The organism is Rhodopirellula sp. SH410, from assembly GCF_055811895.1.
In genome coordinates, this window is sequence record NZ_CM147949.1 from 6,857,135 (window position 1) to 6,883,773 (window position 26,639).

18 protein-coding genes are annotated in these 26,639 nt (G+C 59.1%); 10 read left to right on the forward strand and 8 right to left on the reverse strand.

Annotated features, from left to right (window positions below; genetic code table 11):
* Positions 1 to 15: 15 nt before the first annotated feature.
* A complete protein-coding gene (locus SH410x_RS25000) occupies positions 16 to 660 on the reverse strand; it encodes a hypothetical protein (protein WP_473671808.1) in 645 nt (214 codons plus the stop codon).
* Positions 661 to 1,049: 389 nt separating this feature from the next.
* Between SH410x_RS25000 and SH410x_RS25005 the strand changes: the two genes are divergently transcribed.
* Positions 1,050 to 1,388, forward strand: a complete 339-nt coding sequence (locus SH410x_RS25005; RefSeq protein ID WP_473671810.1) for a hypothetical protein — start codon at positions 1,050 to 1,052, stop codon at positions 1,386 to 1,388.
* Between the two features lie 173 nt (positions 1,389 to 1,561).
* On the opposite strand, the gene SH410x_RS25010 is transcribed toward SH410x_RS25005, so the two are convergent.
* Positions 1,562 to 1,882: a lipopolysaccharide assembly protein LapA domain-containing protein gene (locus SH410x_RS25010; protein ID WP_473671812.1), complete on the reverse strand. Its 321-nt coding sequence runs from the start codon at positions 1,880 to 1,882 to the stop codon at positions 1,562 to 1,564.
* 117 nt (positions 1,883 to 1,999) lie between these two features.
* Between SH410x_RS25010 and SH410x_RS25015 the strand changes: the two genes are divergently transcribed.
* Both SH410x_RS25015 and SH410x_RS25020 read left to right on the forward strand, forming a co-directional pair.
* Positions 2,000 to 3,445, forward strand: coding sequence for an ImuA family protein (locus tag SH410x_RS25015; protein WP_473671814.1), 1,446 nt, complete (start codon positions 2,000 to 2,002; stop codon positions 3,443 to 3,445).
* Complete coding sequence (locus tag SH410x_RS25020) at positions 3,327 to 5,207, forward strand: DNA polymerase Y family protein (RefSeq protein ID WP_473671816.1); 1,881 nt, start codon at positions 3,327 to 3,329, stop codon at positions 5,205 to 5,207. The genes SH410x_RS25015 and SH410x_RS25020 overlap by 119 nt, the downstream gene beginning before the upstream one ends.
* Before the next feature lie 132 nt (positions 5,208 to 5,339).
* Here SH410x_RS25020 and SH410x_RS25025 read toward each other — a convergent pair whose 3' ends face one another.
* The 4 genes from SH410x_RS25025 to SH410x_RS25040 form a co-directional block, all read right to left on the reverse strand.
* Positions 5,340 to 6,173 carry an MBL fold metallo-hydrolase gene (locus SH410x_RS25025; RefSeq protein WP_473671818.1) on the reverse strand — a complete coding sequence of 278 codons (834 nt, stop codon included), beginning with the start codon at positions 6,171 to 6,173 and terminating at the stop codon, positions 5,340 to 5,342.
* A gap of 49 nt (positions 6,174 to 6,222) precedes the next feature.
* Positions 6,223 to 7,137, reverse strand: a complete 915-nt coding sequence (locus SH410x_RS25030) for a hypothetical protein (RefSeq protein ID WP_473671821.1) — start codon at positions 7,135 to 7,137, stop codon at positions 6,223 to 6,225.
* Positions 7,138 to 7,273: 136 nt separating this feature from the next.
* Entirely contained in the window at positions 7,274 to 8,887 is a 1,614-nt protein-coding gene (locus SH410x_RS25035) for an ABC transporter permease (RefSeq protein WP_473671823.1), read from the reverse strand.
* Between the two features lie 104 nt (positions 8,888 to 8,991).
* A complete protein-coding gene (locus SH410x_RS25040; protein ID WP_473671825.1) occupies positions 8,992 to 10,983 on the reverse strand; it encodes an ABC transporter ATP-binding protein in 1,992 nt (663 codons plus the stop codon).
* A gap of 232 nt (positions 10,984 to 11,215) precedes the next feature.
* Here SH410x_RS25040 and SH410x_RS25045 point away from each other — a divergent pair, with 232 nt between their 5' ends.
* From SH410x_RS25045 to SH410x_RS25060, 4 genes are all read left to right on the forward strand, one after another.
* Positions 11,216 to 11,578 carry a hypothetical protein gene (locus SH410x_RS25045; RefSeq protein WP_473670265.1) on the forward strand — a complete coding sequence of 121 codons (363 nt, stop codon included), beginning with the start codon at positions 11,216 to 11,218 and terminating at the stop codon, positions 11,576 to 11,578.
* Positions 11,559 to 12,866, forward strand: coding sequence for a hypothetical protein (locus SH410x_RS25050; protein WP_473670264.1), 1,308 nt, complete (start codon positions 11,559 to 11,561; stop codon positions 12,864 to 12,866). The genes SH410x_RS25045 and SH410x_RS25050 overlap by 20 nt, the downstream gene beginning before the upstream one ends.
* A 441-nt stretch (positions 12,867 to 13,307) precedes the next feature.
* The gene (locus tag SH410x_RS25055) at positions 13,308 to 14,684 is read left to right on the forward strand and encodes an efflux RND transporter periplasmic adaptor subunit (RefSeq protein ID WP_473671827.1); all 1,377 of its coding nucleotides are present in this window, start codon (positions 13,308 to 13,310) and stop codon (positions 14,682 to 14,684) included.
* Between the two features lie 33 nt (positions 14,685 to 14,717).
* Entirely contained in the window at positions 14,718 to 17,975 is a 3,258-nt protein-coding gene (locus SH410x_RS25060) for an efflux RND transporter permease subunit (RefSeq protein WP_473671829.1), read from the forward strand.
* Between the two features lie 196 nt (positions 17,976 to 18,171).
* On the opposite strand, the gene SH410x_RS25065 is transcribed toward SH410x_RS25060, so the two are convergent.
* A complete protein-coding gene (locus SH410x_RS25065; RefSeq protein ID WP_473671831.1) occupies positions 18,172 to 19,488 on the reverse strand; it encodes an outer membrane protein assembly factor BamB family protein in 1,317 nt (438 codons plus the stop codon).
* A 225-nt stretch (positions 19,489 to 19,713) separates the two neighbouring features.
* The gene (locus SH410x_RS25070) at positions 19,714 to 20,130 is read right to left on the reverse strand and encodes a hypothetical protein (protein ID WP_473671833.1); all 417 of its coding nucleotides are present in this window, start codon (positions 20,128 to 20,130) and stop codon (positions 19,714 to 19,716) included.
* A gap of 370 nt (positions 20,131 to 20,500) precedes the next feature.
* Between SH410x_RS25070 and SH410x_RS25075 the strand changes: the two genes are divergently transcribed.
* From SH410x_RS25075 to SH410x_RS25085, 3 genes are read left to right on the forward strand one after another with little or no spacing between them, the layout of a single operon-like run.
* Positions 20,501 to 23,041 (forward strand): L-sorbosone dehydrogenase, encoded by a 2,541-nt coding sequence (locus tag SH410x_RS25075; RefSeq protein WP_473671835.1) that lies wholly within the window; start codon positions 20,501 to 20,503, stop codon positions 23,039 to 23,041.
* Positions 23,042 to 23,084: 43 nt separating this feature from the next.
* On the forward strand, positions 23,085 to 24,320 hold the full coding sequence (locus SH410x_RS25080; protein ID WP_473671837.1) for a DUF58 domain-containing protein: 1,236 nt from the start codon (positions 23,085 to 23,087) through the stop codon (positions 24,318 to 24,320).
* The gene (locus SH410x_RS25085) at positions 24,317 to 26,503 is read left to right on the forward strand and encodes a transglutaminase-like domain-containing protein (RefSeq protein WP_473671839.1); all 2,187 of its coding nucleotides are present in this window, start codon (positions 24,317 to 24,319) and stop codon (positions 26,501 to 26,503) included. The genes SH410x_RS25080 and SH410x_RS25085 overlap by 4 nt, the downstream gene beginning before the upstream one ends.
* Positions 26,504 to 26,639 lie beyond the last annotated feature (136 nt).

The following is a 26,639-nucleotide window of genomic DNA, read 5'->3' on the forward strand; positions in this document are numbered from 1 at the left end:
TGCCGGGGATGGATATCAGTACTCGATGTATTCGTCCCGACGGGTACACAGTGGGTCAATGACTTGGCCGCACCAACGCACGAGCCGTTGCGTGGTGGGCCACTTCGATACGATTGCAATCACCGATAGCAAACACAGTATTTCGCCCACGAAATAATCACTTCGAACCAGTGCCGCGAAGCTGCCCGCAGCCGCAAAGCAGCCGATCGTGGCAAAAAACTGCAGGTCATGAACTTTGGCCAACCGGGCGCTGAGCCGACACGACCGATAGATCGCTTGGGCCGGGTTATCCCATTTCGAAATGAAACTCCGCAGCGACACGCCACGGTGGTGATAACGCAGACTGTTGCGCAGACGGCGGCGATGGGAGGCCCGATAGATCGGTACCGTCAACAGCCCAATGCACGCTCCCACTGCACCGCAAAAAAGGGATGCCGCGAGCAGGGGAAGGAACCAACCCGCCAGCAAACCATCGCGATCGGTTAACGCCAAACCGATCCTCAAAATCAACACCGTGATTGGCAGAGCCGCCAACGCAATGAGCCAAATTCGCAGGCGTCGGAGCTGGTCGGCGATGCACACATAGCGATTGCGCCAGCCAAGACGTCTCGGCAATCGACGCCGAACTTGGACGCTCAGTAGACGTCCTGTGCGTGGCATGAGCGAAACCGCGCATGGCATTCGAGCGGAGCGGTCAAGTTCCATGGGTGCATCCTGCAACGGCACGGATACACCGGCCGGCGGAATGGGATCAGACGATCGCGTCGAGTTGACGTTCCAGTGCACGGGACACCCGGGAAAACAGACTGAAGTGAACTATTTTAGCTTAGCTGGGTGATTTGGGGACGGATGCTGAACGACCTTGAATATCAGCAAATAGACGTCAACCGCCCCTCGAATCCGGCATCACCGGGATGATTGGTAACGAGATTTTGGCGAGTGGCGGCCCCCGATCCGTTCACGGGGTGACCAAACGTGTCACCGGCCTAGCGAAGAATGTCTGTCGTTGAAGGGCATCAGCCCATTCCCCGACTGCAAAGGACTTTCCGATGACTCAATTGACCCTGTTTTCCGACCTCACCGATTCCCATGCCGGCGATGCGAACAGAACTGAGTTGGACGCTTTGTCGAGACTCGCCACCCTGGTTCGCGATGGACGGGCTCAGATGAAGGCTCAATCACAACGTCGCAGTCGCCCGATTCAGTCCATCGGCGATCTGGCTCAAGCGGTGCTGCTGCGTCACGACCTCGTCGCCCGCCGCCGCGCCGCCGCGGCAAATTCGACAGTCGTCGCGGCCCAGTCCACCACCATCGCCCAGTCCGCTCTCACGCGCCTGCCCGTGATCGCAGGGGAGCTCGCCCCCGCACACGTCCAGGTCGCGGGTTAGGCGAAGCATGAGTAGCCGGGTCTCCTCGAGTCTCCTCGAGGCCCTCCGAGGCTCGGACGCGTCTTGTCCGGACGGCCCGGGTGCGTGTCTCAGTAAGCACGCCTACTCAATCGAAACGCCTTCGCGAAAGGTTCAGCGGAAAATGGTCGATGAGAGACTGGGAGCCGAGGAGATTACTTCGTTAATTCATCCACCGCATCGTTTTGGGGGGCGGACCCGAACGACTTCCGAGTTGGTGAATCTTGGGGGGAGGCCTTCTTGGAATGCGTTTTTACTCGCGTTTTCTCCTTCCCACGCCGATGCCCTCGCCACATCGTGCAGACCGCCCCCAAGACGAAACTGAGGCCTGATGTCGCCAACAGCAACAGCGTCAGCGGGTACCGGCCCTGGAAAAACAGAATGTTGAAGTCGACTCGATCCTGGTTCTGGAATGCCACCACGATCATGGCGAGCACCGCGAGCAGAAACAGAAAATAGCGAATTTTTTGTAGCATGACAGAATAGAATTGGATTCAAAAAAGATTTGCTAGCAAATGACTTTGCCAGCATAATGACAGGGACTCATCCGGCATACCGGACCCTTCACCCAAGGTAGCTGGGACGCACACGCCATGGCAGTATCAAAAACGCTTTCACGCCCCTCACGAGAATCGCTTGCCCAGCAAACGTTCGCGTTTTGGCAGGCCGCTGAGAATGCGCCCGCTGTCAGAGCAACCACCAAACCTGTTGCCAGAGTACCAAGCCGACGGCCTCGGGCCACACCCCCCCAGGAAGTCGCACGGCATTGCGATAGCGAGACCCCCAGCGTTTCCATGCTTTTCCCGACATCGAGAAGGGGTGAGCGAAACGGAAAGAGAGCAGGGGATTCCACCAGCGGCCTGCCTCCACGGCCCGGGGCGAGCCGCCCCTCCCAGGGAGAGGTCGAAGAAAACGGCACGACCTGTGAGGCCGTTCCATCGGCCTCCGCTGGCCCATTGCGGGCGGACTCGCTGCCGGTGGATCGCGGAGCCCTGATGGCTGCGTTGCGGGGCCGTGCCGCGGCGATTGCGACCAATCCCGCGATGGATTCCGCCGCCCGGTTCTCCACCGGTTCGCAGGCTTTGGATGCTGGCGTGCCCGGCGGCGGTTTGAAACGGGGCTGGCTCTGCGAATGGGTCGCCGGTCATGACGCCAGCGGTGCGTCGACGCTCGCGATGTTAGCGGCTGCCTCGGCGATGACGGACCGAAACAGCGAATCGGTCGCTGGCCGAGCCGGCGATACCGCACCGCACCGAGCGACGGCGCCGCACCAAGCGACGGCGCCGGACCGAGCGACGGCGCCGCACCGCGGTCCGATCATTGTCGTCGATCCGAGCGATACCTTTCATGCCGCCGCCGCGATAGCCTGTGGGATCTCGCCACAGCGGATTGTGGTGTGCCGTCCCAACAACCAGCGTGATAGCGTGTGGGCGATGGATCAAGCCCTGCGATGTTCGTCCGTCGCAGCAGTATGGTGCACACTGCCATGGAATCTTGCCGACCACGACGCACGGCGATTGCAATTGGCCGCCGAGGAGGGACGCACCCCGGGCCTGTTTGTATTGCCGGCATCGGCCCGCACTCGACCCTCCTTCGCAGCCGTCCGCTGGCACGTTGCCGCGGTCCCGATCGACACGTCACGGTTGTCCGCCGATCAGCGTGCGGCCGCTGGTTTGCCGTTGCGCCCGCCGGTGGACCTGCGGATCCTCTGTGTCAGCCTCGATCGAGCCCGAAATTTAGACCGTGCCAGCAGCCCGCAAAACACATCTGCGGCCAGCCTAGGTCAAACCAAGGCCCAGGGAAAAACGTTCCTGGCGGTCACCCCCGACGCCCGCCTGTACCCACTCACCCCGGCGGTCGTTGCGACACTGCAGCGGCGACCCGCCCCCCCAACCAACCACACTCCCGCGGAGAATCGACATGAAGCGGTTGCTGTGCCTTTGGCTGCCCGACTGGCCGATCCAGCGTCGACGCATTCCCGCGCCGTCGCCCACACCCAACCCACCCGGCGAAGTGGCGGAGCAAGCCGGGCCGGTTGACGCCCAGCCCGTCAACGCCGAGCTGCCCGTTATTCTTTGGCACACCGATCCACGGCGGGGTCGAATCGTCGCAGCACTCTGCCCGCTGGCCGCCCGCGCCGGCGTGCGATTAGGGATGCCGATTGCCCAAGCCACCGATCTGGCCACGATGTCCGGGGCCATGATCGAGCCCTACGATCGCGATGCGGATCGCCGGGCTCTGCAGTCGCTCGCGATGGAGTTGCAAACCGAGATCAGTCCTCAGACCGCCGTCGAAACGCTCCAGCGGTTCAAGTGGGCGGGCCGGTTTCGCCACGACCCCGAAGCCATTTTTTCTGAGATCCAAGGTGTCACGCATCTATTCAGTGAACCATCCGAGGCTGCGTTGACGCCGCCCCCCCGGTCCGCTGCCCCAGATCGAGCCGGCGAACTGGGGTTGCTCGCCGCAGCCGCCAAGATTCTCAATCGGCAAAATCTCCGCGGCCGCATCGCGATTGCCGACACGCTCGGTGCGGCTTGGGCGTTGGCCAATCATGCCGTCTCAGAACCCCGTAGATCGAGCTCGCCAGGACAACACGCTCACCAATTCTTCATTGCCCCGCCCGGCGGCGCGGAGGCGGCGTTGGCGACGCTGCCCTGCAGGGCACTGCGACTGCAAGGCGATATTGTCGCCACTCTCGATCGGCTCGGCATCGCGACAGTCGGCAACCTCATGCGACTACCTCGCGAGGGACTGGCCACTCGGCTCGGCCCGGCGCTGTGTCGCCGGATTGCCGAGGCTCTCGGCGAGGTCGATGAATCACTGATCGCAATGCCCCTCCAGTGCGAGCACACTGCCACGCTCGAACTCGAATACCCCACCGACGCGACCGACTTGCTCGCCGATCGCCTCTCGCGTTTGATCGGGCAAGCTACCGCGGAACTCCATTCGTTGCACCGGGGTGTCTTGCGATTGAAGTGTCAACTCGAACTGACTCAGCATCCACCAGTAATTTTCGAGACGGGGCTGTTCGCGCCGACGCTGGATCAATCGCATCTGACCGCATTGACACTCGGCGCATTGCAGTCCATTCGGTTGGGGTCGCTGGTCACGCGGATAACAGTGGGAGTGGCTCAGCACGCCGCCCTGTCGAGTCGCCAGCCATCGATCTTCGGTCCCGATTTTGCTGCGACGTCACGCGATGACTGGACCGGGCAAACCGAAGCGGCCCGCCTAATTGACGCTTTGACGGGCCGGCTCGGCGAAGACGCCGTCCGCGGCGTTCGCGTCAGTGACGATGCCTTGCCAGAGAGCACCATCGTCGATTTCCCCATGACGGCGCATCGCATGAACAATGCGGTCAAGCAGGTCAAGCGAGCGGCCCGCGGCCCGACGGCGCGTCAGAGGTCCGCTGCTGCGGCCGAACAAGTTGATGCTCCACCACAATCAACACGCCGACGCGGTTTTGCCCAGGGGCCGCAAACAACCGACCTTGGTCGACGCCCGATGGAATTGCTGTCCGAGCCACTGCCAATCACACCGATCGGCGACAGCGCATCAGGCCCCGGCGGCGAATTCCCCGACCGGTTTCGCATCCGTGGCCGCATCGAACGGGTGTGTGAGCATTGGGGCCCCGAGCGGATTGAAACCCGTTGGTGGAGCGGGCCGCTGATCCGCCGCGATTACTTCCGCATCGAACTCGAAAACGGTGCCCGGCTATGGATCTATTACCACCTTGGCCATGACATGCCCGCCGACTCGCCCCAGCAAACACGCTGGTTCCTGCATGGACGATTTGCCTAGCAGGGACCTCATCGATGCCACGGACACCCTTCGGCCTAGGATTCAGCGAAGAACAATCGTCACCATCTGCTCCGCAAGAGTGGCGTTGGCAAGCCCCATGCCGGCGTGCCCAATCGTTGAACTGCGACGCGACTACGGAGTGATGGTTAATCGCAATCCGTCGTACGCGAGGTGGATCCCCGCGGGTAACTGTGAGTCCACGACGGCATGATCGATGTCATGACAAAGATGCGTCAAGAAAGCGCGGCGGGGCCCAATTTCACGGATGACTTCGATGGCCTCTTCGACACAAAAATGGGTCGGGTGGGGACGGAAACGGAGCGCGTCAATCACGAGCGTGTCGACGCCCCGCAATCGATCCATCGAATCCGGTGGAATCGAGTTGGTATCCGTGCAATAGGCAAAATCACCCATCCGAAAACCAAGCACATTGAAATACGGTCCGTGCCGCATCGGAATCGGCAGAACTTCGACTCCGAGCACCTCAAACGGGTCGTGTGTGATGCGTGCGAAATCCAGCTGGGGCGTCGAACCAGGGTGGGTTGGTTTGCGGTCGCTGAAGGCATAGTCAAAGACGCGACGGATGCGTTCTTCGACGTGACGTTCGCAGTACAGCGGCATGGCGTGGCCGAGCCGAAACGGAAACAAACGCACGTCGTCCAATCCATACAAATGATCAACGTGCTCGTGGGTAAACAGCACCGCATGGACGAGCGGGATCTGCTCTCGCAACAGCTGGGTCCGCAGATCAGGCGGCGTGTCAATCAGTAAATTGCCCGTATTCAATCGCACCACGATCGCGCACCGCGTGCGCTGATTATGGGGGTCATCACTCGTGCAAACGTCACACTGACATCCAATCGTGGGCACTCCCACGCTCGTTCCCGTACCCAGGAAGATGACTTCTGCCGTCGTTGCGGGCTCCGCAGGGTCAGCCATCGCGTCAGGAATCGAATCGGTATTCATACCAACCAATCGTATCGATTGACAGGAGATTTTGCACGATGGGGCACCGCTACCACAGCAACAACACAAACCCGGCCAGAGCAGCGGACTGGCTGATCGCTCCCCGGCCGGTCACGGCGCAACCATCGCCCAACGGCAAGGGCTCGACGGGACAACTGTATTCGTGACAGGTTAGGCAATCGCCATAACCGGGGACGCACTCACAGGGTGGTTGGGCCGCTAAGCGAAACGGTAGTAGCGAGGTATTGCCCACAAACCAAATACTGGAATAGAGATTTTGTAGATAGCCACAGCGCTCGCAGTCGAGTTGTCCACATCGCTCCAAATTCAGTTCTTGGTAGTAAGTTGGATTGTGGTAGAACACGATATGAACCCGCTGTGCGGGCGGTGGCTCGCTTGGACCGCCGACGATCCAGTACGGCGTTTGGTTGAAGACTTCTGCCGCTTGATTGACGGGGGTGTCACCAGCGGTGCCCGGTGGTAAAGCGACCGTCAGCAGCGTGGCGGGCTTGTTCAGCTCGGCCATCCTCTTCGCCAATCGGGCGTCATCACTCGGTGGAGGTGTCTCTGGCCTGCGGTCATCACCCGCGTCGTCCAAACTGGCGGATTTGACAGCCTCCACGACGCGATCGCCCGTCGTGCTATCCCGATCCTCGTCGCCGCCTGGGTTTTGCTGGCCTGCGGTCGCGGTGCCGGGCGACTCATCGCCCTCGTCGACGAGCCTGAGTTTGAGATCGGAATCATCATCCCGGGTCTGGTCGTCCACGTCGATCAAGGCGAGTGAATCATCGTCGCTGAGAAACGTCACCATCCGAAGGCCAAACGTGGTGGGGCGTTCGGACGAGGCCAACAATCGCGACAGCGAATCCGGATCTGAGCGGCGTTCCAAGAACGGTGATTCCGCCCGAACTGCTGGCAGTGCCAGGAACATGAGGCCGGGAAGAAGGAATAGAAAACGTCGCATGGGGCAAACTCGATCGAGAAGTTTCGTCCCCACTTTTATCGTGTTTCAGCGCAGTGCCCCGCGAGTTTGATTGGTCCAGCCCACCGATGCAGATCCAGCCGAGTGATCGGTCTCAGCCGAACAATGCTGATGTTCGTCACATCTTGCCTTTCTGTTGCTCGGCCAATACTGCTTCAGGAGTAGCGGTACGCATCGCCAGCGCCCGACGCCCCACACTGGCAATGGCGATCAACATCGCGATCAACATCGCAGCGACCGAGATCTCGAAAACCCACGCCGGTGGCTGGCCATCGATAATTCGACCCATTGTCCAAACCCAATTCGTCATCTGCCAAGCGGAATACTCAAACGGGCGGTAGTCGTTGGCGTGCAACTCAATCGAATACGGCACCAGCGCCGCCAGCACCGCGACGGCAATCAATGCGGCCAAACCAATCTCAACGCGAGGATGATTTCGGATCCGGACAATGGCGACAACGGCGCGCACGCACAACAACAGCACCATCAGGTAACTGGAATAGGCCAAGATCAGCAGTTGCGGCATCGCCATCGCAGACGGCGACAACACACTACCGAGCGACTGCATCCGCTCGATCCCCGCCAACGCCGCCGACATCAACAGCAGAATTCCTAAGCAGGCGAACACTAAACCCGTCGCCGGGCCAGGCGTGAAGAACAGCAACAACAACCGGCTAAGAAAATTCCCAGGCAACTCACGCTGGATCCTCGGCGTTACGGTCGCCGACTCCGCAGTCATCAACGCACCACTGAACGTCCACAGACCGGCCAAGCACAGCAGCGAAGGGATAAAAACAGCGAAGACTTGCTCGCGATCCTCTTGAATCCATTCGATTGCAAACGCGTTGCACGCAAACACCAAGATCGTCAGCATGAGAATCGACCAGCGGATCCCACTGCTACGATTCTCGCTCTCGGGGGTCAACTGAGCGGCGGTTGCCGTCAACAGCAGATGACCGATCGAGATCGTCAGCAAGATCATCGTGATCAGCAGGAACACGGTCCAGCCAACGGTGAGTGGATTGCCGTCGATGATCAGGAAGACGACCCCTGTACCAATCACGTATTCGGCCATCATCAGCACCATCAGCACGACGAGCAAAGTCGTGATCCTGCCCGAACGTCCTCGCGCTAACGGTGCGAACGCCAACGCCACGATCGTCAGTGCGATCGCAGCGGTAATCAACACAGCCATCATCAGTGCGATGGTGGGCAAATCGACGCCGCGCAGCGTGTAGGCATATGCCACACAGGGAAACAAGGCGACGAGATAGAGCATCATCTGCAGCGATGCACTGGCCAGTTTCCCCAACACGATCTGCCACGGGCTCAACGCCGTGATCGAGAGCAGTTCCAGCGTCCCATCGTCAATCTCGGACTCGAGTGAGCGGTACGCCGCCAGCGGCACCACCAACAGCATGGGTATCGCCAACACGATATAATACCCAATGAGCAAACGCGGTGCCGATGGCGTCGTATAAATCATCGGCATCAGCGACAGGCTGCCCGCTACCGTCCAGGCCAAAGCAGCAACCAACAGAACCGAGAACGTCAACACGAACTGCCGACTCTTGAGTGCCTGACGCGTCTCTTTGATCAGAATGGGATTGACGGTGTCGCCCACCGTTTCCGCCCAGTCGTCGATTCGCTGCAGCCAACGTGCCGACGCTGCTTGCCCATCCGGTCGGCCGCCTGTCGCGACGGAGTCAGTAACAGCGGTGACCGTACTCATGGGCGATATAGAACGAGAGAGAGGCGGCGTGAAAAGGACCGATGTTATACCTCGAAATCGGCCCGAACGCAAAAAACCTCGCCGCACTCAGCAGAAAACCCAGGCTAGGCCGCGTCCGCAAGATCGCTGCCGTAGAGATTGCGATAGAAGCCATTGCTAGCGAACAATTGGTCGTGAGTGCCCACAGCGGCAACACGTCCGTGGTCGAGAACGGCGACGCGGTCAGCCATCGCCAGCGTGCTGGCGCGATGCGTCACCATGATCCCCGTTCGGCCTTGCAAGAAATTTTCCAGGGCACGGTGAATCAACATCTCGCTCTCGATGTCGATTTGGCTGGTGGCTTCGTCGAGTATCAAGATGTCCGGATTGCGTAAGAACGCGCGTGCCAGAGCGATCCGCTGCATCTGCCCACCCGAGAGCCGCACGCCACCACTTCCAAGCCTGGTTTCGTAACCATGCGGCGTCTTGCGAAGGATAAAGTCATCGGCAAAGGCGAGTTTTGCAGCGCGGACGACTGCGTGCCGGTCGGCACTCGGACTGCCATAGCGGATATTATTTTCGATGGTGTCGTCAAACAGCACCGTCCGTTGGGTTACCAACGCGATCCGACGCCGCAGGTCTCGCGTGGCCATTTGATCAATCGAACAATCGTCCAGACGCACGTGTCCCTGCAGCGGATCGTCGAACCGGCACAGCAGACTGATCAAGGTGCTTTTGCCACAACCATTGGGACCTACCAACGCGACCGTTTCTCCATGTTTAATGGTTAAATCGATGCCCTGGAGCACCTGAGGCCCGGCGGGGTATTGGAAATGCACGTTCTCAAAACGAAGTTCACGATGTGGGCGAGGCGGTTTGATCGCGACGGCCGGTTCGGTAACACGTACGGGAGCATCAATGATTTCGTAGATTCGAGACGAGGCCACGATCCCACGCTGCAAAGCACTCCACACGTCAGAGAGTTTTCTCGCAGGATCAGATGCGCCGATCAAGAACGCAAAGAACAATAACATTTTAGAGCTATCGAGCGGCCGCTCGGTCATCCGCATGCCAAGCAAATGAGTTTCCTGATTGATCGTCAGATAGCCGCCTGCAATGATTGCCATCCCGACCATGATCAGTCCCAACAACTCGCTCGTGCCGCGCGCCATCGAGTTGTAAAAGGCGACCTTCATCGAGCGCCGAAAGTAGCCATCGACATGGCAGCGAAAACGGGCGCGTTCATGTGATTGGGTATTGAACGATTTGACGACGCGGATTCCGTTGAAGGCATCGTTGAGCATCCCATAGAGCCCACTCATCTCCTCCATCACTCGGCGGCTGGCCCGACGGATGGCGCGGCTGAGTCGTTGCATGACAATCGCGACGAGTGGCGAAATCACCATCACCAACAGCAGCAAACGTGGACAGACGGCACAGGCGCCGAACAAACAAACGGCCATCTTGAGCGGTTCACGGATCACGCGACCGATCAAGGTACTCAGGCCGACGCCGACGTGGGAAACGTCGTTGGTTAAGCGGCTGGTCAGATTCGCAGAACCGTTCTCCCCGAAATGGTCCAAGTCCAACTGGAGCGATTTACGGAAAAACTTCTCGCGCACCTCCATCACCGTGCCCTCGGCGATGTACTGAACCAATATCAAATTGATGGTCAGGGCTACGAGTTTGATGACGGTGCAAGCGATCAAGAACCCGACCACCAGCAGCAGGGTATTGAACGGCCCGGGCGGTGCCCAGCGGTTGACCAACGGTTCCGCCCAATGCAGCCAAGACGACGAATACGCGACAGCCTGGCGTCGAAAACTCAGCGAGGATTTTTCGGCGAGTTCCTGATCCTGTTCGGCACCCGCGACGGCCGCCGCATCAATACGAGCGATTTTTTCATCGATTTCACGGAGTTCTTGGTCTGTCGCTTCGACTTGAGCGTGCACGTAGGACGCCAAGTCCTCCCCCGCAAAGACCACTTCGGTCATCGGGTAGAGTACCCCGATATTGCCCCCCCACATTGCTGCAATGATCAGCGAAGTCAGCAAAACCCCTATCAGCGAGAGGCGTCGGCGGCAGGCGAGTAGTAAAACTCGGCGGAAAGACTTCATGGCGCGCGTGAACGAATCAGTTGGGAGGTGCGTGGAGCGGACGTCATGGTTTGTTCATATCAAGTGACGGCCGGGTGACGCCAGCCTGATCGGTGTGGACTTATATCGGCGGGTGCATGACAGGGTTTGCGGCTGGGATTGGGGTCGGCTTGAATTTGGATATGAATTACACTTTGCGGCGTGCAGCCGGGAAGGCTGGGAGCTTTAGAGAACACTTTTCGAGGGAATCGCCATGGAATCGGCATCAGCCACACCCACCGCCCAACAAATCGCTGACCTCGTCATGCAGCGGCTCATCGATGGTGGCGGGATTCCCGATCTCGCCAACGCCAACTTGATGACGATCGAGCAACGGACCATCGAGGAAGTCGACCGGGTCACGCAAATCGTCATGAGCGAACTGCTCGCCAAGCAGTCTCGAGAGGCCGATCCGGTGACCGCCTGTCCCAAATGCGGTATGGAAATGACACCGAAAAAGGCTCAGCATCGCTCGCTGCAAAGTAGACGAGGCCAAGTGAAATTCAAAACCGACGTATCTCATTGCGAGGCTTGCCGCCTCGATTTTTTTCCCTCAGATGAGAACATTGCAGTGTGACATCGACATCGAGCAAACGCCCGCAGTCCTACAGAAAGTTACCATCGCCGCAGCGAGAGACCGTTCCTATGCGGTGGCCAGTCGCAACCTGCGAGACCTCGCTGAACTGACCATCTCTTCCAAGCAATGTCAGCGGATCGCCATTCGCATCGGCAACGAACGACTCGGCGAACAGCAACAAAGCATTGATCGCTACACCGCCGCGAGCATCCCCGAGCAACAGCACGGCCAAAGCCACGATGCACCAGCAAATGATTGGAGCGGACGTGCCGCAGTGATACAGGGTGACGGCGGTCGTGCTCAGATTCGCGATTCGCTTTGGGGGCAGGACAAACCGAGCGACAAAAAGCACCGTTGGTGGCGAGAGACTCAGGCCGGCGTGCTGCAAACGTATCAGTCCAGGCCATCGGACGTGGACCCTCACCCCGAGGTCCCAGAATGTTTGAAAGATCCGCTGTGGATTATTCCCAAAGTGAATGAAATCCATCGCAGCAGCGGTTCATCAAGTGATTCAGGCGAACCTGAGAGTGAGCCATCGCGTGACAGCCAGCCGTCATCAAAGCAATCAGCTTCGGCAGAACCAGCCAGCCAAAACAGCAAGTCGTCACGCAAGGATCACAAGCGTTGGAGCGGCGGTGATCCGTTGGTACAAACGATCGTTGCGACCCGACTGGGATATGATCATCTCGGGTTGGCGTTGGCGGCCGAGGCGTATCGGCGTGGTTTTAACAAAGCCAAAATCAAAGCCTTCATGGGCGACGGCTTGAAAGTGAACTGGTCGCTGTGGTCGAGTCACTTCTCGCACTACACGCCGATCGTCGACATCATGCACGCCTTGGCTTACGTCTACGGCGGTGCGATCGCATCCTGCGGGCGGATCGAAGATGGCTGGCAGTTGTATATCCAGTGGCTCGAGTGGACGTGGAGCGGTGATGTCGATCGAGTCATCACGGCGATGCAACAGCAAGCTGCCGGTCACGAAGATGTTCCCGAAGACCTGCGTCGGGCCATCACCTACCTGAGCAACAACGCGTCGCGGATGCAGTATGCTCGTTATCGGCGTGCGGGACTTCCAGTGACCACCTCGCCCGTGGAATCGGCTCAGAAGCAAATCAACGAGCGGATCAAAGGGACGGAAAAGTTTTGGCGAGACGATTCGCTTGAGCCACTACTGCAGCTCAAAGCGGACGACCTGAGCGAAACGCACGACCGAGACGCCTTCTGGCATCGTCGAGGCCAGCGAAACGACGGCTTCCGCCATCGCAAGACCAAAACCAAAGTTACCTAACAAACCCTGTCATGCACCCTATATCGGCTGCGGCTACCCGGGAATCCAGCAGATAACGCGATTCCCCCCTCCTGGCCGCGTCTGAGCACGCCTCATGCACCCCCAAACCCGCGTCTCCCTGCCGCAGATAGTTTTTTAAATAAAGACTGGCGGAGAAGCCCCGCAGAAGGCGCCCACGGCCAAGAATGCGATGCGTCGATCGGGAGCGTCGATGCCGAACCAGCGGCAAAACATGATGCACGGAGCCCAAATCTCATCACGAAACGTGAGTTCCGATGTGACCAGGTGCCCACCCACTGCGACTCTTCCTGGTCTTTGTCAGTCATAGAACGCTCCCGAAAACCGCTCGGGGGCAGTTTTCTGATTACAATGGTTGGCCTCGCCCAGACGCTCTGGATTTCATGCCAGACATAGCCCCGCCAAATTGCCCCGCCAAATTCCATGCGATTGACGCCACTCCACACATTGCGGCTATCGGGCTGCTTGGTTTTCGGCCTGGCGGTGATGGCCGCCGGTGGTTGCCAAGAGCAGAACCCCGCTCAAGAGAGTCTTGACCCGACACGGGAGCTGCCCGAGCTCACCGCCGAGTCGTTCGTCATCGACTTAAAGAGCTGGCCTACTGTGGTTCGCTGTCAGGGCAGCATGCTGCCCGATGAGCAGGCCGTCGTCGGAGCCAAGATTGGCGGCCGGGTGGACACGGTGCACGTCGAAATCGGTGACTTCGTCGAGCGTGGGGCGCCGCTGGCGACTCTCGATCAGCAGGAGGCTCGGCTTCGTGTGTTGCAAGCCGAAGCGCAACTCCAGCAAGCGAGATCGACGGTGGGACTCTCCGCGGGGGAATCCGCCGAGAATCTCAATCCCGAGGCTGCCGCCCCGGTGCGCGAGGCGAAAGCCGTTTGGGATGAGGGCATTGCTGTCTTTCAACGAGCCAAGATGCTCAGGGATCGCGATGCGCTGTCGGTCGCAGAATTCGACCAAGCGGCCGCGGCCGAGCAGGTTGCCCAAGCCCAGTATGCCTCGTCCCTGAATGCTGTTGCAGAATCACTGGCACTAATCAGTGTGCGGCAAGCCGAGTTATCGATTGCTCAACAGCAGTTAGCCGACGCGGTCGTCAAAGCTCCCTTCAGCGGGTACGTGCAACAACGCGGGATCGCACCGGGATCCTACGTCGCGACGGGCCAGCCGATTGCGGTTCTCGTTCGCACTTCGCCGCTGCGGTTTCATGGTGCCGTTCCAGAGCGTTTTGCTCAATCATTGCAACTCGGGCAAGAAGTGCGACTGACGATCCAGTCCGTCCCCACACCGGTGATTGCTGCGGTCACACGAATCAGTCCGATGCTGGATTCACGCTCGCGAACACTGATGTTCGAGGCAGATGTAGACAACGACGACCAGCAACTGCGGACGGGGCTGTTTGCCGAAGCGGAAATCGTGATTGATCCCGATGCACGGGCCATTGTGTTGCCCGAGTCCGCCATCGTCGAATTCGCGGGCACTCAGAAAGTTTGGAAGGTGGTCGATGGTGTCACCTCCGAACAACCCATCGCGACGTCCGACCGCCGCCCAGGATTCCGACAAGTGGCGGAGGGTTTGGAAATTGGCGACCGAATTTTGATCGATGGCGAGCAAGGGATGGTTGCGACCGTAACCGATCCAAACTCGAGTCCAGCGCTGGCCACGAGTTCGCATGAGCCAAGCGTCCCCCCAGCCAACGGGACAACGTCTCGCAACGACAACAAGACGAACGAACAGCCCGCTTCGGTTGAATCCTTGGATGATCCAGCGGAAGGCGTTTCGAGTGAGAGGGCATCTTCATGAGACGTCCCGCCCCTGCCATCCTAGGAGGATCCGATGTATTGGCTCGCTGAGGTCTCGGTCAAGCGACCGGTTTTTGCGTTGATGTTGATTACCGCGTTGGTCGTCGCTGGCATTGCGGCATTTCCGACACTCGGTGTCGACCGTTTTCCAAACATGGATATGCCGCAGATCTTCGTCAACACGGAGTATGTCGGGGCGGCTGCCGAAGAAGTCGAGTCAGAGATCAGCAGCGTCATTGAGGACGCGGTGGCGACGGTGGCAGGCATCGAGGAACTGCGATCGATCTCGAGTGACGGCCGTTCCTTTGTGATCATCACCATCGAGCTCGATCGCGACATTGATGCTGCCATTCAAGATGTCCGTGACGCCGTCGCGAGTGTCCGGCGGCAGTTGCCGACCGGCATCGATCCGCCGATCGTCGAGAAGCGGGATCTCGATTCCTCGCCGATCATGACATTGGCTGTTTCCGGCCAACGCTCCTCTCGCGAGCTATTCGTGCTGGCGGATCGATATGTCAAGAATGTGATCGAGTCATCCCATGGCGTCGGTGAAGTCGTCATTGCGGGGGCAGCGGACCGGGCGATTCAAGTCGATATTGACGCGGATCGTTTGGCGGCTCACCGCCTCTCGATTCTCGAAGTCCGTGAGGCCCTCGTCCGGCAGAATGCCGAAGTGCCCGGCGGGCGAGTGGACGAAGGCGGGCGTGAATTGACGATGCGGACGCTCGGACGCGTAGCGGATTCATCCACTTTCTCGGATCTCGTTGTCGACACCGTCGATGGAGTGCCCATTCGGCTGGGGGACCTTGGCACGGTAACCGACAGCACGAAAGAAGTCCGGACGCTGGCGAGTCTCAACGGCGAACCCGCGGTGGTGCTGGAAATCCAACGACAATCCGGCGAGAATACCGTCGCCGTGATCGATGGGATCAAGAAACGTCTGTCGCGTTGTGAAGACCTCCTCCCCGACGGTGTCCGCGTCTCCATCATTCAAGATCAGTCGCGATACATTGTCGAGGCACTCCACGAAATTGAGCGTCACCTCATTTCGGGAAGCATTTTGGCGTGTTTGACCGTGTTGCTGTTCATGCGGTCATGGCGTTCGACGATCATTGCCGCCGTCGCCATCCCCGCGTCGATCATCGCCAGCTTTGCGTTCATGAGATGGTTCGACTTCACGCTCAACAACGTCACGATGCTGGCGTTGGTACTGATGGTCGGTGTGGTGATCGATGACGCCATCGTGGTGCTCGAAAATGTATTTCATTGCATCGAAGAAAAGGGCATGGATCCCTTCGAAGCGTCCATTCAGGGAACTCGCGAGATTGCCATGGCAGTGCTCGCGACAACCATCTCCCTGGTGATCGTTTTTTTACCGGTCTCGTTTCTGTCGAGTGTGACGGGCCGGATGCTGTTTCAGTTCGGCGTCACCGCGACCGTGGCCATCTTGATTTCGATGCTGATCAGTTTCTCGCTGACACCGATGATGTGCAGCAAACTCTTGCGTCCGAGTAAAACGAGAAAATCGGGGGTCACGCCAGCCTCGCGGCGTGGCTTCTATTCGATGATCGAGCGGAGCTATCTTTGGATGCTCGCCAAGTCGCTACGATTTCGCTGGGTCGTGCTCGCGGTCGTCGTCGTGGTGATCGCTTCGAACGTCCCTTTGAGCCGGTTGGTGCAACGCGACTATGTCCCTTTGAACGTCGACGAATCGGAGTTCGAGGTGCGGGCCGAGGCTCGCCAAGGGGCCAGCGTGCTGGCCATGCGTCAAGCCATCGAACGAGTCGAGTCGGTGCTGAACAACATCGACGGGATTGAGACGGCCCTGGCCACCGTGGGAACACGCGGCGGTAGCGATGTCAATCGAGCCAGTTTTTTCATTCGATTACTCGATAGCAAAGAGCGAACGTTTTCGTTTGCGAGATTTTGGAATGGTGTGCTCGCCGGAGATCCGAGGGCCGCGTGGCGAGGCAATTTCACACAGCGTGAGAAGATGTCGGAAATCCGGGGTCTGCTGAAAACGATCCCGGGTTTACGACTTTCGGTGCGTAACTTGACGTCGCTGCGACAGGGGGCCCCCGTTGATATCGATTTCGCGATCACGGGTCCGGACGCCCATCGGCTGCTGACGTTCAGTAACGAACTTCGCGAGCGAGCGAAACAGATCCCCGGCCTGGTCGATGTTTACTCCACATTGCAGATCGACAATCCGGAGCTCCTGATTCACATCGATCGACCACGGGCTGCCGCAATGGGTATCGAAGTGCAGGAAATCGCAGATACGCTTCGGGTTGCTGTTGGTGGCGATGACCGGGTGTCGCGATACTTCGACCGTACCGCTGGCGATGCCTATGACGTTGAACTGCGTTTGGCCGGTTTGGATCGCAATGACATCCCCTCGATTTCTCAGCTGTTTGTCCGGTCCAATCCCAATTCCGCGATCCAATCGACCAGCGTGGTAGGGACGCCGGTGTCCATGACGGGATCGAACCGTGGCTTGGCATCGAGCGCGGAGGCTGCCACCTCAACGCACACTCGGCTGGACAATGTAGTCTCCTTTGAGGTCAGCACCTCAGCGTCGCGCATCGATCGGCTCAGTCGACAACGGATGGTTGCGGTGCGTGCCAACATTGCGGATGGATACGCGTTGGCGGGCCAGGTTGAAGCATTGCAAGCGGCGGCCCATGAGATTGGCGTTCCGCTGGGATTCAATATCGAAGTGCTCGGAGGCGGTCGTGAACTCGAACGCACGATAGCCGATTTTGGATGGACATTCCTGCTATCGTTCGTGTTCATGTACATCGTCTTAGCGGCTCAGTACGAGAACATGGTTTATCCCGTTATCATCCTGTTGTCGTTACCGATCGCCGTCCCCTTTGGCTTGATCAGTCTGTACTGGGGGGGCGAAACGCTGAATTTGTATTCCGCGCTCGGGATCCTGGTCCTGTTCGGAGTCGTCAAAAAAGCGGCCATTTTGCAGGTCGATCACACCAACGCCCTTCGCGGCCAGGGGCTGGCTCGGCACGACGCGATCATGCGTGCCAACCGCGATCGATTGCGGCCCATTTTGATGACCACGATCTCGTTCGTCGCCGGCCTGCTGCCGCTCCTGATTGCCACCGGCCCGGGTGCCGAAGAGCGTCGTTCGATCGCGGTGCTCGCCGCGGGTGGCCAGACGTTATCCTTGCTGCTGACCCTGCTGGCGATTCCTGTGCTGTATACGTTCGTCGACGACTTCAGCGGCATTTGTTCTCGCATGTGGCGTGGTACTGACACCCCATCGACGAGCTGACCCCACCGAGAATGCGACGCCGTGGTGAGCCGCGGCCGTCATGGTCCCGCGTGCTCTCATGGTCCCGTGCGGCCATCACCGTGCGGCGCGGCGGCAGGCGGCGTAGCGACGCCGAGCGGGCCGCTTAGGAACGAGCGGTAAAGGACTCTCTGAACGAGACGGTCGAACGCTCCGCTGGTTCCTGACGCGTCTGGACTCACTCGCTGATGCAGACCAGGTATTCCTGACGCTGGTCATTTTCCATCTTGGCGATGCGGGTGTAGATTTTGCTCCCCACGATGGTCGGCGTGGCAAAGACACTTTGCCCGAGTTTGTTTTGACCGGCGGACTGATATTTCTCAGGGGTGGCGCCGAAGATGAACGTTTCACCGTCTTCGTTGGTCGCATAAACGAGTTTTCCGACGAGCACGGGTGAGCTGCTGAAGGTACCCCCGAGCCGTTTCTTCCAGATTTCTTTTCCGGTCGCGGCATCGATACATCCGGCAATCCCGTCGTCGAAGGTGACATAGAGATAGCCCTCGCGAATCACCATCGAGGGCACGTAAATGCGTTTGTTGATTTCCCACGCCACCCGGCCACTGCCATCGGCAACGATCGCGGCGACGTGGCTCTTGGGATAGCCGCCGGAACTGTAGACATGCGTGCCGTCGGTCACGGTCGTCGTGACGCACTCAGTCGTCGCTCCCGGGATCTCCCACAATACGGTGCCGGTGAGCGGGTTCAGGCTGGTCACGAGATCGCAACCGGTGAGGATCAACTGATCGCGTCCATCGACGTGATGGACGATGGGGGAGGAGTAGTTCGGTTTGGTGGGACGCTCGTGTAACCAGACGATTTTGCCGCTTTCGCGATCCAGCCCCACGACGGCACCGCCGCCTTTGTTGTCGGCTGATACGATGACGAGTGGCCCATACAGTAAGGGCGAGGATCCGTAGCCTTGATGCATGGTGTAGTCGGTTATTTTTTGCTGCCAAAGAATGTGGCCAGCATGATCGAGCGCGGTCGTGTAGACCGCGTCATCGTTGAAAAAGTTGACGTACAACCGCTCGGAATCCGACGCAATCGTCGAGGAAGCAAAGCTCGCCTTGGAATTGGCTTTATCCGCATTTTTGTTATTGAAGCCGCCCTCATGGACGATTGCTTCCCATTTTTGTCGGCCGGTTTTCGCGTCATAACAAAGCACGCATTGAACTTGCCGTTCGTGATCGGCGGTCGGCAAGAAGACTTCATCCCCCCAAATAATCGGCGAGGCGTGACCGCGACCGGCAATGGGGGTCTGCCAAGCAATATTCTCTGTTTCGCTCCACTGCATCGGCGGCCGTTGATCGGCATCGGTACTGCCGTCCGATAGCGTGCCGCGCCATCCAGGCCAATCGCCCGCTGTGCTCGCTGGATTGCCGTGGCCAGCAACCGAGCCCGGCTCCGTGGCAGGTAAGGGTGCGACGAAATACCCTGACGCCCCCACTAGAATGAGGGACAGTCCCGGCGCTCGTAGAAAGTTTAAAAAACGCATGAGCCGGTAAGTCTCGCTGGTGATGGTGGGGAGCCAAAAAGAGACTGCTGATCGAGTCCCGATTCGCAAAACAACATGGGCGGGTGGGTCGTTGGGTACCTAGCGTACCAACGTAAATGGAAGTGTAACCATACCATCAGCGAACGTTGCGATGTCGAAGTGAGAGGCGAGAATCGCCAGTGGCTCCGAGCGACGAGCGTCCTTCGACTCAGTGCGCCATGGGCCTCAATTATTACTAAAGTGCAGTTTCAGGGCGCGCTCGCGACTGAGCGGATTCTTGGCGTACTCGGCATAGCACAGCGGGCACAGATCGAAGCTCGGGGGTAGAGAGACGTGCTCACTTTCAAACTCATCCTCATGATCGGAGCTCGAAAACGAGGAACCGAGGTGATCGAGATCATCCCCCCGGCAGAGTGCCTCGTGGAGTTCGTCGAGCGGCTCACTGTCATCAAGGGACGTGCTCATGCTCGCCGACTCGTGCGCGAGCGTCTCGTTCAGTTCGGCAAGAAAGTCAATCGATTCGTCGTCGCTGGCATCTTCAGATGCATCGGCAATCACCTCGACATCAATGCGGACGACATAGCGAGGACCTTCGCCGAGATCGATCGAACGTTGGCAACGATCGCAAGTGTAATGAATCATTGGAGCGGTGCTCACATTAATACTGAGATAAGAAATGAAGAAGAACAGTCGACCCTCATTTCTTCTATCGTAGTTCTCTCGCGAGGCACCCCGCAAGGGTTTTTCCAGTGCCACGGGGGGGAACGCCGGCGATTTTTATTCGCCGCTGAGCGTGCTGGCGGCCGCCGCGTCGGACGCCAGCACGCGAAATTTGCGACCAATGGTTGGTCTTCTTCCACTGCCGCGGTTAGACTGGGCGCTCCGAATCCCACCTTCCCTACAAATCCCTACAAACGAATTCGAAAACCGAATCGGAACTCACTCCCGCCGTCGTCGGCTCACGATTGATCGGTTTGGTTCTTGCCCCCACCTCTAACTCCAACTCACACGAATGACATCCATGATCCAACCAGTGCCTCGTAAGTGGCTATCGCGTTCGCTCGCGCTATTGGTTTGCCTATCTCCACTTCCGACCAGCCTCGTCAATGCCGCGGGACTTGGCGTGACACCGCCTGAACAATTCAAAGTACCTGCTGGGTTCGACGTCGAGTTGATCCACCAGGTCGACAGCGAGAACGAAGGGTCCTGGGTAAGTTTGACCGTTGACCCAAAAGGCCGATTGATCGCCTGTGATCAAAACGGAGGACTCTTTCGGATCGACGTGTCGGCTGATCCGGCAACCGTGGAAAAGCTGGACATCGAGTTTGCGGGTGCCCAAGGGTTGCTGTGCGCGTTCGGGTCGCTCTACGCCAATGTGAACTCCCGCCAGTTTCCGGCGGGCCTGTGGCGATTGACGGACACGAACGGAGACGATCAATACGACAAAAAAGAGCACATCGTGCCGCTCAATGGAGGCAGCGAACACGGACCGCACGGTTTGATCCTGACCCCCGATGGGAAACGCATCGTGATGGTCGCTGGTAACAACACCACGCTCCCCAAAGAGATCGCCGACAGTCGCGCGCCGAAAAACTGGGCTGAAGATCACCTGCTCGGCCGGATGCCCGACGCACGCGGCCACAATGCGGACCGCATGGCGCCGGGGGGGTTCATCATGTCCCTCGATCCCGATGGCAAAAACCGGGAACTGATCGCGACTGGTTTTCGCAATCCGTACGACATTGCACTTAATCAGGACGGAGAACTGTTCACCTACGACGCCGACATGGAATGGGACGTCGGCACACCCTGGTACCGCCCCACCCGCGTCAATCATGTGATCAGTGGCGCTGAGTTTGGCTGGCGAAACGGTACAGGAAAATGGCCTGCCTACTACCCGGATTCCTTTGGCGCGGCCGTAGACATTGGCCCCGGTTCGCCAACAGGCATTTGCTTTGGTTACAACTCCAATTTCCCAGAACGATATCGCGACGCTCTCTTCATCGCCGACTGGAGCTACGGAAATATCTACGCAGTCCATTTGACTGAAGACGGGGCGTCTTATGCGGGTGATTACGAAACCTTCGCCACAGCAGCTCCTCTGCCCGTGACCGACATGGTCATTCACAACGGCGCGATGTATCTGACGATCGGCGGCCGCGAAACTCAGAGTGGGTTGTACCGAATTTCCTATACTGGATCGCCCGCCGAAGAGGCCGATTCCGAAGCGGCAGTTCAAGACGAAGCGAAACTGCAAGCACAGTCGCTGCGGGTGCTCCGTGGCCAGATCGAGAGATTGCACGTCGATGACGCTGATTTACCAATCACCGCCGACGCAGCAACGGCGATGGCGCTGGAGTTTTTGTCGCACGAGGACCGAGCGATTCGTTTTGCATCGCGGATCGCACTGGAGCATCGCGACGTGCAACTGTGGAAAGCGAAGGTACTCGCATCCCCATCGGTGCGTGCTCGACTGCTGGGCGTGATCGCATTGGCCCGTCGCGGCGAGGCTGCAGACCAAACGGCTGCGATGGAGAGCTTGCTGGAACTGGATTTCAATTCGCTCAGCCCCAGTGATAAGATCGCATTCCTCCGCGCTGCTGGCTTGGTCGCAATGCGATTGGGTCCATTTAGCGATCAGCAACGCGCCGCGTTGACCGATGCGATCGGAGACACCTTCCCCTCCGAGATCGATTCGCTCGACCGCGAACTGGCGATCATGCTCGTTTACCTACAGGCACCGGGATCGACCGAGGCCGTGCTCGAAAAACTGCTCACTTCGCCCAGCCAAGAAAGTCAGATCCATTATGCGATGACACTGCGTGAGGCAAGCGAGGGCTGGAACAACGAGATGCGTACTCGCTATCTGGGATGGTTCAATGAAATGGCCACAGCGCGTGGCGGCATGTCCTTTGGCGGATTCGTCGACAACATCAAAAATGTATTTGTCGATCGTTTGACCGACGCCCAACGAGAAGAGCTCGCGGCGGTCATCACCCCGCCCAAGGCCACCGGCGAAGCGGGGCCTTCCGAAGCCCGGCCGTTTGTCAAAAACTGGACCGTCGAGGAGCTCGACGACACCGTCAGCGACACCTCTCGCCAGCCCAATTTCGAGCTTGGCAAGAACCTGTTCGGGGCCGCGCAGTGCTTCAAGTGTCACCGGATGGGATTGCAGGGCGGGATTCTCGGCCCCGATCTGACGAGTGCCGGCGGCAAGTACAACGTCCATGACATGCTTGTCTCGATCATCGAGCCGAGCAAGGTGATCAGTGACCAGTACGGTGCGACCCAGTTCCTCACCGAGGATGGCGAGGTGGTCACGGGACGTGTGATCAACATGCACGGCAAGAATCTTTCAGTGCTGACGAACATGCTCGACCCGTCAAGCTTGACGAATATCGATCGTGACAATATCGCTGAAACGAGTACGGCCAAAGTCAGCATGATGCCCAATGGGCTGCTCGACACGCTCAATGCCGACGAGATTGCCGATCTGGTCGCTTACCTGCGTTCGGGAGGCGATCCGAAGAGCCCGATCTACGCGAAACCATAGGTTTCGATTTGTTGACCCAATACTCCTGACGAGTTTTGCAAGGATGAAATCGACGTTCCTTTTCCTATTGAACTTGGTCAATCCAGTTCAATGGGCGTTGGCGCTTCGGCGGTCGCTCACGGCGGCGTCGGTATCCTTGTTGATTGTCGGGATTGGGTCACTGAACATCGTTTGGGGCTACCCCTGGATGGGCATGTTCGCTGCCTGCGCGTCGCTGTTTATCGTGGGCAAGATCGTCAACCACTTAGCGATGCCGGTCTTGGAGGCGACGGTCAGTGCGCCGCGTTGGATCGCGGCGGGAACGTCTCTGCCGATGCCAGTGCGTTTGATCAACCAAGGCCGCTGGCCGGGAATGAACCTCTGGGTCGAGACCGCCGGGACGTGTGATTGGTTGCCACCCGAGGGCGAGTTCGCAACCATCAAAGAAGTGCGTTTACCTCGTCGTGGCATCCACCCGCTACCGGCGATCTCGGTGGAATCCTATTTCCCGTTCTATCTGTTTCGCGCTACTGGGAAAGTAGACCCTCACACCAACATTGCCGTCACGCCCGCGGCACCGAGCGACGAAGATGATGAGTTGTGGCGTTCGCTCCAAAGCACGCTCAAGGGGATTGCCACACGGATCTCGCAGGGCGATCAGGTCCACTACATCGGTTCGCTCGAGTACCGCGAAGGCATCCCGGTTCGCCGGTGGGACTTTTCATCGTGGGCGCGATTGGGCAGACCCATTCTGCGCGAGTTCAGCACGCCAGCGGCGAGATCGGTACGGATTTGGATCGACAACGCGTGCCCCGATGTTCCTCGCCCTCGCGTTCGTGCCCGCCTGTGGCGGCGGTTGGTCACGTGGGGCCGCCCATCCGAATCGGTGCATCCGCCATTCGAACGGATCCTCGCCCTGGCCGCGGGATCCATCCAAACGCTCACACGAAAAGGGGCCGCGGTGACTCTGTCCCTGGCCAGTGACGAGTCAAAGATACCGCGGCGCTGCGAAGCAGGCGGTGACCCAGGTGAATTGTTGATCGCCCTGGCTGCCCTCGATCGCGTGGAACCGAGTTCGCAATCACCGCAACAGCTCGCCCGCTGGCAACAGGAGTTGCATGCGGGACGAGATGAAGCCCTGTTCGTTTTTTCCTGTCGGGCGCACGGCACCGTTGACATGGACGTCCCCGACCAAACACGCTGGGTTACCGACCGCCACGTGCAACAGGTTCCAACCGGGCAGGCCAGCGGTGCAAGCAGCGTTTATCCAGATGTGATTGACCAGGTGCCGACGTCATGAGTAGCGACCCATCACGATCCCCGCAGCCGCTACGAATCGATAATCGTTTCGTTTTGGGGGCGGTGATTGTTATGCTGGCGTGGTTCGTCGGGGCGACATTCCTCACCCAATCGGCCTGTTTGTCGTACGTCGCCGCGGCTTTACTGGCGGGGATTCTCGGCGAGAAATGGTCGCACTTCCAGGCAGGCAGGCCCGGATCGCTGCAGGGCGATCGAGGGCTGTGGAGTGCATTATGGCGTGCTGCGGCGCTCCTGCTCGTCATGATCGGCGCACTTGTGCTGATCTTTCTGTGGCGCATTGCAGACCAGATGACCGAAACGTCGAGCATGCTGATACTGGCGGTCGACACGATCGCACACTATGGCATCGCGCTGACATGCATCCTGTGGGCGGTGTGGCCTCGCCAGGGGCATGTCACCATGATGGTGATTGCCTTGGTCACGGTTTTAATGGCCGTCGCTGGCGGGGGCGTCAGCAATTCACGGACGGCCCAGACCGCCGTGGGACTGATCACGGTCATCGGGTTTGTGCTCGCCGCCCAAGTGATCGTTTCTCGTCACCGTTTCCGATCGGCGCCCCGTGGTGAGGGACGAGCGACGTTCCGGCCCGAAACGTGGCCCTATCTGTTGCTCACGATGTCTCTCTTTCTGATTGCCGCGTCCACGCTGGTGCAGGTGACCGACACGGTATTGCCGAATGTCCAAGCCGAGGTTTTCGCGCAGCTCAAAGGCCGATTTGAGAATACCGATGCCCCCATTTCATGGGCCGGGGGTGGATACGTCTCAGGCGGTCGCTTGGGAAGTGTGCAACAACGGATGCTTTCGGATCCCACGGGCGTCGCCCTGCGTGGCTATTGCGACAACACTCCGGGGTATCTGCGTGGCAATGTTTATGACTCGTACACCGATCGACGATGGCGAACCCAACGTCGCTGGATCGAGTGGGACCAACAGGGTGACGTCATCGACATGGTTCGTTCACGGCCGGTGCGGGCATCGAGCACCGCGAGTGTTCCGCTACAGAAACCTAGCAACCAGTTGCGACATCGCTTTCCGTTAAGTTTCAATCGTGCCGAGTCGGGCGACCGCATCTTCGCCGGGACGGTCGAAATCCATGGGCATGCCGAAAAAGGCCCCCAGACGTTCTTGCCCGCCGCGGCGATGTGGGTCGAAGGGCACGGCGACATGATGGGAATCACGCCTGATGGACTGATCAGTCAAGGTCTCGACACGAGCCAGCCCTGGGTGGCCGGCGTGGCGATGTCGACCGAACACGAAGTCTTAACCAAACATGCCCGCCAGTTACTCAGCTCGGTGGAACCCGCAATCGAGAAATTGATTACTGAAATCACCGACGAAATCTGCCGCGATGCAACCTCCCCGGAACAGAAAGCACAGCGGATCGCAGCCTATTTCCAAAACAACTTTTACTACTCGTTATCGCCTCCGCTGCCGCCGCGCGGGGTGGATCCCATCGCTTACTTTTTGAACACAAAACATGCGGCGCACTGTGAACTATTTGCATCGGCATCCACTTTGATGCTGCGGACGCAAGGCATACCGGCCCGATACGTCACCGGCTACGTCATGGACGAATTTGACAATTCGCAAAAGGTTTATCTGGCGCGGAACCGGGATGCTCATGCTTGGGTAGAGTACTACGACGACTCTCAGGGACGCTGGGTATCGCTTGAGTCCACACCCGGCCGCCAATATCGGACACTCAACGTCGCACAATCGGAACCCACCGCGGACGTGACAGGCGATCCGACGGAAGGGAAACCGATGGCGGCACTCAGTTGGCTGCGAGAGCAGTGGGGTAAGTTCTTGTCACTCCGTGTCACCGACGCCGTCGCTACTGTTTTTCGTGTGCTACAGCTACCGCTGCTGCTGGGACTGGTACTCTGGCTGTGGTGGCGAAAACGGGGGCTTCGGGGGGATGCCCACGCCGCAGCTCTGGCGTCCGCCCGCAAGAAAATGGATCGGCGACTACGACGGTGGGGATGGACGCGCCGCGCCAGCGAAACGCTGCACCAGTTTGCGGATCGACTCGAGTCCGTTTCGGACGAAAATGGATCGGAGAAGGCACTCCAGCAACAAGCTGAGTTCGCTCACGCCGCCCAGTGGTATCGCCAACACGCCATCGCGTTGTACCGCCAGCCCCCGCCCGCGGTGAAAACCTAAGCTCTCCGCAGCCACCGCCGCCAATCCGCTGCGCCTGCGGATTCCTGGTAAACCTTTCCGGTTAGTGGGCCGGTGTAAACTCGGGGCGTGGCGAAGTCTGGCAATTCAACACGTTGGGTGACAAACGACTCAACCC

Excerpts from the sequence above, each read along its gene's own strand:
- SH410x_RS25000 (WP_473671808.1), bottom strand. The coding sequence starts at position 660 with ATGCCACGCACAGGACGTCTACTGAGCGTCCAAGTTCGGCGTCGATTG.
- SH410x_RS25005 (WP_473671810.1), top strand. The coding sequence starts at position 1,050 with ATGACTCAATTGACCCTGTTTTCCGACCTCACCGATTCCCATGCCGGC.
- SH410x_RS25010 (WP_473671812.1), bottom strand. The coding sequence starts at position 1,882 with ATGCTACAAAAAATTCGCTATTTTCTGTTTCTGCTCGCGGTGCTCGCC.
- SH410x_RS25015 (WP_473671814.1), top strand. The coding sequence starts at position 2,000 with ATGGCAGTATCAAAAACGCTTTCACGCCCCTCACGAGAATCGCTTGCC.
- SH410x_RS25020 (WP_473671816.1), top strand. The coding sequence starts at position 3,327 with ATGAAGCGGTTGCTGTGCCTTTGGCTGCCCGACTGGCCGATCCAGCGT.
- SH410x_RS25025 (WP_473671818.1), bottom strand. The coding sequence starts at position 6,173 with ATGAATACCGATTCGATTCCTGACGCGATGGCTGACCCTGCGGAGCCC.
- SH410x_RS25030 (WP_473671821.1), bottom strand. The coding sequence starts at position 7,137 with ATGCGACGTTTTCTATTCCTTCTTCCCGGCCTCATGTTCCTGGCACTG.
- SH410x_RS25035 (WP_473671823.1), bottom strand. The coding sequence starts at position 8,887 with ATGAGTACGGTCACCGCTGTTACTGACTCCGTCGCGACAGGCGGCCGA.
- SH410x_RS25040 (WP_473671825.1), bottom strand. The coding sequence starts at position 10,983 with ATGAAGTCTTTCCGCCGAGTTTTACTACTCGCCTGCCGCCGACGCCTC.
- SH410x_RS25045 (WP_473670265.1), top strand. The coding sequence starts at position 11,216 with ATGGAATCGGCATCAGCCACACCCACCGCCCAACAAATCGCTGACCTC.
- SH410x_RS25050 (WP_473670264.1), top strand. The coding sequence starts at position 11,559 with ATGAGAACATTGCAGTGTGACATCGACATCGAGCAAACGCCCGCAGTC.
- SH410x_RS25055 (WP_473671827.1), top strand. The coding sequence starts at position 13,308 with ATGCGATTGACGCCACTCCACACATTGCGGCTATCGGGCTGCTTGGTT.
- SH410x_RS25060 (WP_473671829.1), top strand. The coding sequence starts at position 14,718 with ATGTATTGGCTCGCTGAGGTCTCGGTCAAGCGACCGGTTTTTGCGTTG.
- SH410x_RS25065 (WP_473671831.1), bottom strand. The coding sequence starts at position 19,488 with ATGCGTTTTTTAAACTTTCTACGAGCGCCGGGACTGTCCCTCATTCTA.
- SH410x_RS25070 (WP_473671833.1), bottom strand. The coding sequence starts at position 20,130 with ATGATTCATTACACTTGCGATCGTTGCCAACGTTCGATCGATCTCGGC.
- SH410x_RS25075 (WP_473671835.1), top strand. The coding sequence starts at position 20,501 with ATGACATCCATGATCCAACCAGTGCCTCGTAAGTGGCTATCGCGTTCG.
- SH410x_RS25080 (WP_473671837.1), top strand. The coding sequence starts at position 23,085 with ATGAAATCGACGTTCCTTTTCCTATTGAACTTGGTCAATCCAGTTCAA.
- SH410x_RS25085 (WP_473671839.1), top strand. The coding sequence starts at position 24,317 with ATGAGTAGCGACCCATCACGATCCCCGCAGCCGCTACGAATCGATAAT.